Annotated in this window: 10 protein-coding genes; 2 read left to right on the top strand and 8 right to left on the bottom strand. The window is 65.6% G+C overall.

The genetic code is table 11. The annotated features are described in order from the left end of the window. Positions 1–713, top strand: a 713-nt coding sequence (locus tag KBY96_RS10080) for an ISAs1 family transposase (RefSeq protein WP_254979244.1), incomplete at its 5' end; no start/stop codon positions are given. A 329-nt stretch (positions 714–1,042) separates the two neighbouring features. Here the strand turns inward: KBY96_RS10080 and KBY96_RS10085 are convergent. From KBY96_RS10085 to KBY96_RS10120, 8 genes are all read right to left on the bottom strand, one after another. Next, complete coding sequence (locus KBY96_RS10085) at positions 1,043–2,365, bottom strand: hypothetical protein (RefSeq protein ID WP_254979245.1); 1,323 nt, start codon at positions 2,363–2,365, stop codon at positions 1,043–1,045. Between the two features lie 282 nt (positions 2,366–2,647). After that, complete coding sequence (locus KBY96_RS10090; RefSeq protein WP_254979246.1) at positions 2,648–3,427, bottom strand: sulfotransferase family protein; 780 nt, start codon at positions 3,425–3,427, stop codon at positions 2,648–2,650. Next, a complete protein-coding gene (locus KBY96_RS10095; RefSeq protein WP_254979335.1) occupies positions 3,427–5,724 on the bottom strand; it encodes an N-acetylneuraminate synthase family protein in 2,298 nt (765 codons plus the stop codon). Before KBY96_RS10095 ends, KBY96_RS10090 begins: the two co-directional genes overlap by 1 nt. Before the next feature lie 35 nt (positions 5,725–5,759). Further along, entirely contained in the window at positions 5,760–7,070 is a 1,311-nt protein-coding gene (locus KBY96_RS10100; RefSeq protein WP_254979247.1) for a capsular biosynthesis protein, read from the bottom strand. Further along, complete coding sequence (locus tag KBY96_RS10105) at positions 7,067–8,125, bottom strand: DUF6716 putative glycosyltransferase (RefSeq protein ID WP_254979248.1); 1,059 nt, start codon at positions 8,123–8,125, stop codon at positions 7,067–7,069. The genes KBY96_RS10100 and KBY96_RS10105 overlap by 4 nt, the downstream gene beginning before the upstream one ends. Further along, positions 8,122–9,411, bottom strand: a complete 1,290-nt coding sequence (locus KBY96_RS10110) for a DUF6716 putative glycosyltransferase (RefSeq protein WP_254979249.1) — start codon at positions 9,409–9,411, stop codon at positions 8,122–8,124. Before KBY96_RS10110 ends, KBY96_RS10105 begins: the two co-directional genes overlap by 4 nt. Beyond that, positions 9,408–10,160: a cytidylyltransferase domain-containing protein gene (locus tag KBY96_RS10115; protein ID WP_254979250.1), complete on the bottom strand. Its 753-nt coding sequence runs from the start codon at positions 10,158–10,160 to the stop codon at positions 9,408–9,410. The genes KBY96_RS10110 and KBY96_RS10115 overlap by 4 nt, the downstream gene beginning before the upstream one ends. After that, positions 10,157–10,387: a hypothetical protein gene (locus tag KBY96_RS10120; RefSeq protein WP_254979251.1), complete on the bottom strand. Its 231-nt coding sequence runs from the start codon at positions 10,385–10,387 to the stop codon at positions 10,157–10,159. Before KBY96_RS10120 ends, KBY96_RS10115 begins: the two co-directional genes overlap by 4 nt. A gap of 125 nt (positions 10,388–10,512) precedes the next feature. On the opposite strand from KBY96_RS10120, the gene KBY96_RS10125 reads away from it, so the two are divergent. Further along, on the top strand, positions 10,513–12,522 hold the full coding sequence (locus KBY96_RS10125) for a capsular polysaccharide biosynthesis protein (RefSeq protein ID WP_254979252.1): 2,010 nt from the start codon (positions 10,513–10,515) through the stop codon (positions 12,520–12,522). The last annotated feature ends 10 nt before the right edge of the window (positions 12,523–12,532 follow it).

Below are 12,532 nucleotides of genomic sequence, written 5' to 3' on the forward strand. Positions count from 1 at the left end.
GCCACCGACGCCGGCGGCGAGATCGCGGCCCTCCGGCAGCTCCTGGATCGCGTCGAACTGGACGGTCTGTTGGTGCAGGCGGACGCGCTGCATGCGAACCGCGGTTTTTTCTCTACCTCGAGCAGCGTGGAGCCGACTTCCTGATTGCCGTCAAACACAGTCGCCGCAGGGGATTTCAAGTGATCAGCGACCGGCTCACGTACGGCCGCCGGGTGCCATTCCAGGCCAGCAAGCGTGAGCGCAAGCGCGGGCGCGACCTCACCTGGACGCTGCGGGGCATGCCGGCTCCGCCGTGGGTGGTGGAGAACTGGCCAGGCAGCGCCACGATCCTGGCGGTGCGCTGCAAGGGCGTCCGTGAGGGAAAGCCCGTCGATGAGATCCGTTACTACGTCTTTGCTGAGCGCACCTCTCGGTGCGACACGGGTTTGCGCACCACAGCCAAGGCCCTGCTGCAGCACGTCCGCGACCGCTGGTCGATCGAAAACTCCTGGCACTGGCCCCGCGACACCCAGCTCAGGGAGGACGCCCACCGCTACCGCGAGAGCAACGGCGTACAGATCATGGCCACGCTCAGAAGCCTGGCCATGAACGCCCTGCGTCTCGATGGCTTCTGGTCGATCACCGAGGGCTTGGCTGCCCTGTCCCATGACATCAGGGGACTTCTGGCATTGCTTGGTTGGCGAGAACCAGCCCAGTCACTGAGTTCTGCTTGACTTCTAATGAGCCCTGGTGGGTATGGCGTTTGCAGATGCCTTAGCGCTGCCATTGCAGCATCATTTCGGCTCAGACCGCTTCTTGACTGGTACGTTCTTGCCGCCCCTGAGGGCACCTGGTTGTGAGCTTGCCCTGATTTTTGACTTCTTCTACAAAAAGATAGCACAATAATTATTCCGCCCTGTGTTACTAATATCAGCTTTTGAAGGCCATGGGTCTTTTCCCCAATGGCGCGCTTTCTTTGTACGGTGGTAGGGACAGGCAACTGCGTCTTTCTGATTGCCAGCCTTCATTCTTATTGATTCCGCCCCATTGCCTGTCCAGGTTCTCAGTGAAAATCCAATCTCCAATTATTTGATTGAATATAGTAGAAAAAAACGCGCTCCAGAGCGTGGCCAATGAAGCGCCCGCAGAACTCATTTCCTCCAGCTTGTCTTTCGGCATAATCTATGTTCCCGAGCTTCTCATAAAATGCTCTAATCGTCTTATTTGTGGCCGCAAACATTGATCCTGCTGCGAATGGCCAGGAGTAGTCGACTACCTCTTGGCCGGACAACGGTGCGTAATCTAGAGTCGTGTAGCCTCCAGAACTGGGATGATGATTTGGATCAAGTCTCTGAAGATTCTGCCGTATGAAGTCATCTACTATCACTGCTGGTTTTGCCTCAGAACTAGCTTGGCACTGAAACTGCTCTGACGAATTGGACCAGGCTATTGGATGCCCTGTTTTTCCACTCTTTACTGATATGCCATCTTCTACCCGCCAAAACAAGTTAGTTGTTTCGGGCATTGCAATTCCTAGTCTACGAATGTATTCGTTAATCAGTTCAGGATTGGCGCCAAATCCACACCTCGATACCCACCTACTCGCCATTCCGACGTGTTCATGCTTGGCTGCTGACCTTAATGTGCGGCTGATCGCTTGATAAGAGCCGCAAATCGGCTGCAATGCTTCGTCAATCCATGCTAGGCCTCCATCAATGCCGAGGTTAGCTGACTTCTTGGTCTGTAGCTTGAAGGTTACTCCATCTTCATCGAATAGTCCCTGCTCGTATGCCCAATGGAACGAAGACCAGTCTTCGCCGTAGTTTGGGACATCGTAAGCGCTGTGTATGACCGCTCCGGTATACAGGGAACTCAGGAAATCACTCATCACAGAGCCTAAAATCTCTGAATTCGAATTTAGCACGTAAACTTTTCCGCCGAGTCGTGCAATGCTCCGAAGATAGGGGAAGAGCCTGCATAAAACGTCGTAATGATAGCAGTGGACTATGGCTTGGAATGGCTTTCTGAGATGGCCTGCATCTTCTCCTTCGTTGAGGATGGCAAACCTACGGTCAAGGAGCTTGGATGTCTGATTGAAGTGTCGCCACTCCGTAATGCCATGTTGCACAAAATGGTAGGTTGTATCCAGAGGTGACAGGGTTCGGATGTCTCTGTTTCTCGATCGGTAAGCTCGCCAGTCAAATGCGCTCACGATTAAATCCAGGTATTCTCCATATATGCTTGGGAGATTCTTGGCTACGTACTCGTTCGCACAGGAGTAATTGCCGTTTGCTTTTCCTGAGGCCAGGTAGTCTTCTAAGGGGTCTTGGTACTCATGTCCGTCTGGCGATAGATAGCTCTCACGGTAGAACTCGGGATCAAACACGAAGCCAGCGTTGGACATTGAACTTGTTGTGAGTTTCATTGTGTACGTGTGTGCATCTAATCGTGCCAGCCTGGCCCAGGTGTTTATCTGCGCATGAATATCGATCTGCCACCACTAGTCTGTACTTTTTAGCCTTTAACTTGGTGATTGCAATCTGCAATCTGTGCTCCAGCCGATTCTCGAGGACTCCAGTTTTCACAGAGGTTTGGCAACCATGGTGCATGCTTGAGTAGCGGATGTCTCTCCTAACGCAGTGAGACTCTTGAAGTCCTTGGTTCCAGCCTACAATGCTGGCAGGCCGATGGGTTCGCTATTCCTCTCCCAGATCTGTGGAGTTCGCTCCAGCAATCCCCAAGCAAGTGATTCTAGGGGTTGCTCGGGGTAAAATAGCTCAACATCCATCCGGTAGCGTTCAAATGCTTTCTGGATCAAATGGTCGGTGTTGAAGTGGTCGCGCAGATCCATATCCCCAGATCGGCGCACGTTCTTGCTGGGAAGTCTCCCCAGGGCAGGCATGCCCAGCTGGCGCAGGCGTCGTCGCAGAGCCTTCCAGTGATCGTCCATGACTTCTAGTTTTCCGATAAAAGCAGGTACGACCACGTCATTGCAGCACAAAATCGTACTCTGTGGTAGTAGGTGTACATCGAGATCTTTATCTTCTGTGCTGCACACTACATCCAGAAATCTCTCAAATGGCATGTGCCGCTCAAGTCCCATGGTCACCATCCCAGAGGGCAGTATGTCGATCTCCATGATCTTGTTGTTGTAGGCTGACACCAGCCGGTCAAACGGGTTGCGAACAAAGCTGAAGCACATGTGCGTGCTGCGGTAGCCGAGAGCTTTTTCAGCATCGACCATTGTGGTTTCATCGTGAGTCCCACGGCGCCAGAATACATCGGCTGTTGAGCGCAAGCCCTCTTCTGGTGGTTGATGAAGCAAGCGGGTGAGCGCTGCCTTCACCGATGAGTTGGCCACCTTGGGTACACGTCCGTAAATTAGTGGCACGTTCTTGAACAGGATGAAGTGTTCGCGCAAATTGTGCTTTGAGGTCGTCAAACCCATCATGCCGCAACCTTGATGTGCTGCTGCTGGGCTGGCTGGGCCAGCTGGTGGTTCTCCAGCCGCTCGAGCGCCAGCCAGGCACCTTCTCCGTTGTTCTTGTGGCCCTGCCAGATCTCGGGGATGAACGAGGCCCGCGGCGCCAGGCTGCCCAGCAGCCGGAACACGCTGGCCCAGTCCACCTCGCCCTCATCGATCTGCAGGCCCTCCCCATCCACGCCCGCGGCATCGGCCAGATGCAAGTGGGCGGTGAAGGGAAGGATGCGCTCCAGAAACAGGGAGAAGGGGGCGTGCAGATGGTTGCAGGCGAGCTTGGAATGGGACACATCCAGGCACACCCGCATGGCCTGGCTGCGGCAGAAGGTTTCGATCGTGTCGGCATCCACGAACAGGTTGTGGAAGCGCTGGCCGCCGAAGTGCCAGGGGAAGGGCGGCATGGTCTGGGGAATGATCTCCACCCCGTCGCAGCGCAGCTCCGCCAGGCTCTGCACCAGGCGCTCCAGCAGTGCCTCCCGCTCCCGTGGATCGAGGTGGCGCTGACTGGAGAAGCCACCCACGTTGGTCACCAGCAGCACCGGCTCCGGACAGTCGAAACGGCCGCGCAGGCGGGCTGAAAGGTCGATCACCCGCTGCAGCTCTGCCACCGAGTGGCGGCGGTAGCTGTGATCGCGGCTGCAGAGATCGAGGGTGTGGTCACCGGCGAACAGCTCCGGGGCATGCACCACTAGGCCCATGGGCACATGGGGGGGGAGCACCGCGTCGATGTCCACCTCCACATCCTTGTAGCTGAGGTGGATCTCCACCAGGTCGAGGTTGCTGGCGCCTGAGAAGTGCTGCAGATCGTGGTAGCGCACCGGCACCCCGAAGCGCTGCGCGAAGCGGTAGGAACGGGGCTGGGCGGCTGGCTGATCCAGATCCGAGGCGAAGAAGCACTCCCCCTCCCGCTTGGCGTTGCTCAGCACCTTGCCCAGCAGGTCGTTGAGCCGGTAGGGCTGCAGTCCTTGGCCTGGGCTCTGGATGCGCACCATCTCGCGGGTCACGGGCACACCGGCGGGGATCGGGCAGGCGGCCATCAGGCTCTTGGCCAGCACCTCCCGGTTCATCAGCTCCCCCTGGCTGAGGCTGCGGGCCGCCTCCGAGCCCAGCGATTCCTCCACGGCCCGGATGCCGGCCACCATGGCGCTGAACTCTTCGGGAAGCAGGCTCACCTTGTGGTCGTTGCCCTCCATCGCCCGGTCGAGGGTGATGTGCTTCTCCACCACGGCGGCGCCGAGGGCCACGGCGGCGATCGGCACCGCAAAGCCCCGTTCGTGGCCCGAGTAGCCCACCGGTGCCTCGGCCAGCTCCGCCAGCCGCTGCAGATAGCGCAGATTCACGTCTTTGAACGGGGTGGGATAGGTGGAGTTGCAGTGCAGCAGCACGAAGGCGGCGCCCTGCCTGCGCAGATGGCGGATGCCGGAGCCGATCTCCTGTTCGGTGGCCATGCCGGTGGAGGCGATCAGCGGTTTGCCGGTGGCGGCAATGGCGCTGAGGAGGTCGTGGTTGGTGAAGTCGGCTGAGGCCACCTTGAACCCCGCCATGCCCCAGCGATCGAGCTTCTCCAGGCTGGTCTCGTCCCAGGGGGTGCACAGCGGGATCAGGCCCAGTCCAAGGACGTGATCGAAGCATTGGTAGAGCTCGTCGTCGCTGAGCTGGAAGCGCTCCAGCAGATCCAGCGTGTACTGGGTGCCCAGGTCCGACGCCATGTCGTTGCTGTCGCCGGCGTTGGCGTAGAGGCGCCCCATGTCGCGCATCTGAAACTTGGCGCAGTCGGCGCCGGCCTCGGCGGCGGCATCGATGAGCCTCAGGGCCAGCTCCAGGCTGCCGTTGTGGTTGTTGCCGATCTCGGCGATCACGAAGGCGGCAGCGCCATCGCCGATCGCCCGGCCAGCCAGCTGCAGCTGGCGTCGAGCAGCGCGGGCTACCGCCACCACCCGCCCGTGGTCGTCGAGCAGCGGGATCACCTGGATCTTCTGGGAGAAGAGCTCGGCCAGGTCGCTACCGGCTGTGCCTTCGGGGGCGGCGATGCAGTGGGGGTTCATGGCGGCGGTCACCGGCCGGCCCAGATCGATCACATCGCTGCCGCCGATCCAGCGCCGGAAGTCACCGTCGCTGAGCACCCCCTGCAGGATGCCCGCTTCCGACACCACGAAGATCAGCCGGGATTTGTTCGCCGTGATCTTGTTGAGGGCGGAGAGGATCGAGTCTTCGGCGAAGACAACGAACTGGGTGAAATTGCGCTCGATCTGCACCGCCTGCACCAAGTCTCCGCCTGCCTCTTGTTGAGGACTCGAATCTAGGCCCGAAAGCCGGGGGTCACCAGCAGGGCCAGCCGGCGCGCGATCGGGTTGGCGAGGCGCATGGCCGCCAGGCGCCGGGCGATGTTGCGGTGATCGGGCCGCTGCAGCTGGGCGATCTCCTGCAGCCGCACGGCCTCCTCCCAGTCGCGGCGGCGCAGGGCCGCCTCCGCCGCTCGCCGCAATTGGTTGGTGGCCAGCTCGGAGGCATTGATCACGTAGCCCGGATGCTGCAGCTTCGGCTCGGGCCGCTCGGCCTTACCCGCAACCTGCTCGAGGGCTTCGAGCAGGTTGTCGGGGGAGAAGCGCCGGTGGTATCCCACCCACTCCAGCCAATCGGGGTCGGGGCCCGGGCCTGCGGTCAGGCTGTCGAGGTCGGCGGCCTGCTCGAAGCGGCGCAGCAGGCCGGAGCCGGCGAAAAAGGGGGTGCCTAGATCCTGGCGCAGCCCGAAATCGGCCATCACCACGGGCCTGCAGCCCAGGTCGAGGGCGTCGAAGACGGCAGTGGACGACACCGTGGCCAGCAGGCGGCAATCGCGCAGCAGCTCCGCCAGCGGCAAGTAGCTCAGCTTCAGGTTGACGGGCGGGCTGCCGAGGGTCTCTGTCAGGGTCTGGCTGATGTGGGTGGCCACGGCGTGGAAGGTGTTTTCGTGCGGTGCCACCCGAGGCTTGATCAGCACCTCCCAGTCGGGAGAGCGGCGGGCCAGAGCCGCCAGGATGCGCACCATCCGGCGGCGCTCGGCCCCATCGGCCGGCATCACCACCTGCTCGGCGAATACCAGCCGGTTGAGGCGCTCCCCAGCCGGCTCCACCGCCCGCTGGCGGTTCAGGCCTGTAAGCACACAGCGTTGGCCGGCGAAGGGCGTATGGCGCAGCATCAGCTCCATCCGGGCCTGATCGCGGGGGCCGTTGAGGCAGATCAGGTCGTAGCCCAGCCGCCAGGCGATCGCCTCCTCGAAGCGCTCCAGCACCACCCCGTTGAAGCCGCAGAACAGGGCGCGTGGTGGCAGGCCCAGCTGGCGGCGGCTGGCGAGGTACACGTTGCGGAATTCCGCCAGCTTGCTGCCGGTGAGATACACCCCGATGGCATCGAACTGATCCAGGCGGCGATCACGCAGCAGTTGCTTCAGCGACTGGCGCCACAGTGGACCAATCCGCTCCAGCGCCTCCAGCACCGCGGCGGGGGTGCCCTCCCGAGGCACCGCGTTCACGGTGACGGCCACCCTGCCCGCCTCGGCGCCTTGGGCCAGGGCCTGAGCGGCCAGCAGCTGGCTATCGCTGTCGGCCACCAGCAGCAGCTTCAGGGTCATCGGGCCAGGGCCTCCAACTGGCGCTTCAGCCGCCAGGGCCCATCGGCGATCGCCCAGCCCAGATCCGCCAGCCAGCCGGGATTGGCCGGGGGGGCCGCGAGCAGGTGGTCGAGCGGCTGACAGTCCGCCAGCCGGCGCATCAGTCCGGAGCCGAAGAACAGGGGTCCGTCGAACTCGGTGCGGATGCCGTAGTCGCCCAGCACCGCCGTGGGCTTGCCCCAGACCATGGCGCTGAGCAGCCAGGGAGAGCTGATTCCCAGGCAGGCCCAGGCCTGCATCAGGCTCAAGGGCAGGTCCTCGTGATCACCCAGCTGCAAATTGGCGGGCCGGCTCTCATCCTGCCGATGATGCCAGGCGAGGGTCGTCTCCTCCCACAGCTCCGGATCGCTGGGCAGCGAATAGTCGGGCTGCAGGCGCACGGTCCAGCCTGGGGAGGCCAGGGCCAGATCCTGCAGGCGTCGATAGAGCAGAGCCTTCTCCCGAGCACTGGCTGGGAGGTCCCGCTGCTCCAGCACCAGCACCTGCGGCTGCTCACTCAGGGCCAGGCCGATCGGTTCGCTGGGCACTGTCCACAGGCCGATGGCGACGTTGGCCTGATCGGCGTGGGTCGTGCCACGGATCAGCCATCCCAGCTCCTCCACCTGGGCCGACCCGTGCAGGCAGATCAGGTCGTAGCCCAGTCGTGGCAGCAGGTCGGCGCTGAGGGCGTCGCCCACCAGGGGCAGCAGCGGTCCGCTGAACAGGGGCCGCGGCGCGCGGCCGCGCAGGCGGGCCGCCTGGCGGTGGGCAGCCAGGAACGGTTGCAGAGTGTCGGCTTCGAGGAACACGCCCGCCCCGTCCAGGTGATCCATCAGCTCGCTCACCGCGGCGGCGAGGGGCTCCAGCACCAGGGCACGAGCCGGGGGATCGGCAGGCCTGGGGAAGTGGGGAAACCGGGACGGCGGGCCCGGCGCTGTGATCAGGGTCACCTCGACCCCGGCCTGCCTCAGCTGCCTGGCCAGACGCAGGCAGGCCCGCAGGGCCGCCGCCGAGTCGCTGATCAGGGCCAGTTTCATCGGCCCTTGAGCAGCCGTTCCATGCCCCACAGGCCCACCAGCTGCTGGCGGATCCGGCGCAGCAGATCCCGGCCGCGATGGCTGGCGCCCTGGCGGGAGCTGGCCCCGGCCGAACTCAGCATCCGCCGGCCCCCCCGGGCCAGGGCATAGCCCTGCCAGGCCTCACTGCCCCAGCCCGGGGGGCCCGGCCGGGCCTGGCTTGTGGGCAATGGTGGCTGCTCGAGCCTGGCGGCCAGGGTTGTCACGAAGCGGGCGGCTCCCTCGCGGCAGAGGCCGTGGCTGTGCAGCCAGTCGGGGTCGTGGCGGAGGGTGAAGGGGTCGCGCACGATGGCGTCGAAGCTGGCCAGGGCCCCGGATCCGAGGAAGTAGTGGTTGCCAAGGGTCTCGTTCACCCCCAGGTCGGCCACGATGCGGGTGCTCACCCCCAGGGCCATGGCCTCCATGGCAGCCGTGGACGAGACGGTGATGGCACAGGCACAGCGCTGCAGCAGGGTCAGGCTGGGCTTGTGGCTGATGCGCAGGTTGCTGAGCTTGCGGCTCATCTTGGCCACCCGGCGGGTCATTTCCCCGTGGTGCCGGTGCAGGGTGGCCTCCACGCTGGAGGTCCGGGGCTTGAAGATCACCGGGTGGTCCGGCCAGGCCCGGGCCAGATCCGCCAGCCGGCGGCAGAGATACCGGCGCTGGATCGGGTTGTCGGGCACCGAGGGCTGCTCGAAGAACACGATCGCTCCCTGCTCCGGCGCTTGCGGCCGGGGTTGCAGCGACCAGAGGATCGGCAGGCCCGTCAACAGGGCATTGCCGCCATCGATGCCGAGGTCGTGGCATCCGCGCCGATAGAGCTCAAGGTCCACCTCGGCGTTCAGGCAGAGCAGATCCACCCCCGAGCGGTCCATCATCCCCTCGAGCTGGTGGCGGAAGAGGATGCCGGGGTAGGCGCTCACCAGCACCGGCCGGCGCGGCTCCCCCGCCCACTCCGCCTGCAGCAGAAGCAGGGTCTCGCGGGTCCGGCGTCCGTCGAGGCCCAGCACCAGGCCATCGAGCCCGGCCAGCTCGCCCCGCAAACTGCGCAGCTCACCCCAGAGGTGCTGGCGCACCTCGGTGCGGGGGCCGATGCGGCGGATTTCCAGCACCTGGCGGCGGGACAGCTTGCGGCCCGGCAGCTCCATCAGGTGCAGGGTGGTCTGGGCCCCTTCGCGCCGCGCCACGTGCAGAAGGTTCATGGCCGTCTTGCCGAACGAATCGAAGCAGGCCAGGGCTGCGATGTGTTGTCCCTGCAGGGCGCTCAAGGGCTGATCTCCAGGCTGGATGAGCCTTCTGCCTGGTCGAGCAGGGGAGCCAGCTGCCGGCACAGGGCCAAGTCTGCTGGCGTATCGATCTCCACCGCCGGGGCGTCGATCGGCACCGGCAGGGTGGGCGCCACGAAGCGGGTGCCCTGCGCCAGGAAGGGCAGCGTGCGGATGGCGTAGATCGCCCCGGTTTCCAGATAGGTGGGAGCGAGATCCTGGCGGCGTGCCCTGGGTCGGCTCGGATCGTGGTTCACCCCCACGCCATGGCCCCCGCCGTCGAGGCCCCAGAGAAAGCCGTGCCAGGGCGTCACGCTGAAGGCCATGGCGGCCTCACTGGCCTGCAGGCGCATCACCACGGCATCGATGTGCTCCGGCCGGGTGAAGGGTGAGGTGCACTGCAGAAACGCAAACAGCTCCGGCAACGGCCCTCGCTCCGCCAGGGTCTGCAAGGCGTGCAGCAGGGCCTGTTCCGAAGAGGCCCCATCCCCGGCCAGATCGGTGGGCCGCCGCATCCAGCCGGCCCCTTCCCGTTCGGCCAGGGCTCCGATGGCCGCGTCGTCACTGCTCACCCACACGGGGCCGAGGCTGGCGGCCGCCCCGGCGGCCCGCACGCTCCGGGCCAGCAGGGGCACGTTGCCGACCTGGCGCAGATTCTTCCCCGGCACCCCCTTTGAGCCACCCCGGGCCGGGATCAAGGCCAGGGGTGGCAGGGTGGGATCAATGGTGAAACCGGATCCGGGGGCCCTCATGGCTGCTCCGGCACGGCTGGCCGCAGCCGACCATTGGCCCCGAGCGGGTACCAGCCCAGGGAATTCTTGGGCTGGGCTGCCGGCTGCACCACCACAGGGTCGGTGTTGGCGCCGGTGGCGCGGAGACGCTGACGCTCCACGGCCAGCACCACCCGCCGCACCCGACCCACCGGCATGCCGATCTCCTCGGAGACCGCCGCGCAGAGCTGGTCGATGGAGCTGTCCATGAAGCCGTCTGTCCGCCCTGGGGAGCATCCCCGGCAGCGCTGGGGCTGAACGTAGCAGCCACGCCGCGACCGGTAGCCTGAGCCGCGCTCCCGCCAGGCGCCCTCCTGCAGGCATCTCACCGCCCTTGGCCTCTCCTCTCCCAGCGGCCCGCCTGGGGCTGCCGGCTGCCGGCATGCTGCGCCACCGCACCCTGGCCGCGCTGCTGGCCGATCACCGGCTGGTGACGGGGGCGGCCCGCTGCGCCGGCGCCGAGCTCGATGCCCTGCTGGCCTGGGGACGCAAGCCCAGCGCCCGCCTGGCCGAGCGGCTGGCGCGCCGGCGCCGGTTGGCCCTCTGGCGCTGTGAGGATGCCTTTCTGCGCTCCCTCGAGCTGGGTCCCGACAGTGCTCCGCTGGGCCTGGTGCTTGATGACGCCGGCATCTACTACGACGCCGGGCGCCCCTGCCGCCTGGAGCGCCTGATCGCCGCTCCCCACACGCAGCCGCAGCTGCAGCGGGCTGAGGCCATCCGCCGGCTCTGGTGCGAGCAGCGGGTGAGCAAGTACAACGGCAGTCGCGAGGCGCCGGCGCCGGCGGAGCCGTTCGTGCTGGTGGTCGATCAGACCGCGGGAGACCTCTCGATCGGCCTCGGCGGGGCCACGGCGGCCAGCTTCGAGACCATGCTCGCCACCGCGCTGAGCGACCATCCCGGCCGGCTGGTGGTCGTCAAGACCCACCCGGATGTGGTGCGCGGCCGCAAGCGCGGCCATTTCCAGGCCCGGCAGCTGCAGCACCCCCTGATCCGGCTCGAGGCCAGTGGCGGCCATCCCGCGGCCCTGCTGGAGCGGGCCGCGGCGGTGTACGTCGTCACCTCCCAGCTGGGCTTCGAGGCCCTGCTCTGGGAGCGGCCGGTGCACTGCTTTGGCATGCCCTTCTATGCCGGCTGGGGGCTCACCCGGGATCGCGCTCCCGTGCCCGAGCGCCGCCAGCCGCGTCAGCTGGGTGATCTGATCCACGCGGCCCTGGTGGACTACGCCGTCTACGTCGACCCCCACCGCCACCAGCGCTGTGCGCTGGAGGAGCTGATCACGGCCATCGGTCTGCAGCGGAGGCTGCGGGGCCAGATGCCCGAGCGCATTGAGGCCTTCGGCTTCACCCCCTGGAAACAGCGGGTGCTGCGACGCTTCCTGGCCGGCAGCCGGCTGCGCTTCAAGTTCCAGTGGCAGGGTGCGGGCCACCGCGCCCAGGCGCTGGCGGTGTGGGGGCGGCGGGCCCGTCCGCAGCTGCTGGAGGCGGCCGGCCGCCGCGCGCTGCCGCTGCTGCATGCCGAGGATGGATTTCTGCGCTCGGTGGGGCTGGGGGCCGACCTCATCGACCCGATTTCCTGGGTGATCGACCGGCGCGGCATCTACTACGACGCCAGTGCCCCCAGTGACCTGGAGCACCGGCTGGCCACCGGCAACTGGGATGGACCCCAGCTGCTGCGGGCGCGGCGGTTGCGACGGCGGCTGGTGGAGGAGGCGATCACCAAATACAACCTGCGGTCGGCCAGCTGGCGGCGACCTGCCGGGATCCGACGGCTGGTGCTGGTGGTGGGCCAGGTGGAAGCGGATGCCTCGATCCGGCTGGGCGCTCCCGGCGTGCGCACCAACCTCGGCCTGCTGCAGGCGGTGCGGGCCGCCGAGCCCTCGGCCTACCTGCTCTACAAGCCCCATCCCGATGTGGTGGCGGGCCTGTGCAGCCCGGGATCCAGGGAGGCAACGGCCCAGGATTGGTGTGACGAAGTGGTGCTGGATGCCTCGATCCAGCAACTGTTCACCCAGGTCGATGCCCTGCATGTGATCACGTCCATCGCCGGCTTCGAGGCCCTGCTGCGGGAGCTGGAGGTGCACACCTGGGGGCTTCCCTTCTACGCCGGCTGGGGCCTGAGCCACGACCGCCTGAGCTGCGACCGCCGCGGCCGCCGCCTCAGCCTGGATGCCCTGGTGCATGCCGCCCTGATCGACTACCCGCGCTACGTGAGCCGCCACAGCGGTCTGTTCATCGAGCCGGAGCAGGCGATCGAGGAGCTGCTGGCCTGGCGCTCGGCGCCGCCCATGCCCCTGAGCTTGCGCCAGCGCATCTTCCGGCACTGGGGTCGGCTGCGGCGGCGTTGAGCGTCTTGCC

Origin of the sequence: Cyanobium sp. ATX 6A2 (assembly GCF_024346355.1) — a bacterium.
Lineage (GTDB): Bacteria > Cyanobacteriota > Cyanobacteriia > PCC-6307 > Cyanobiaceae > NIES-981.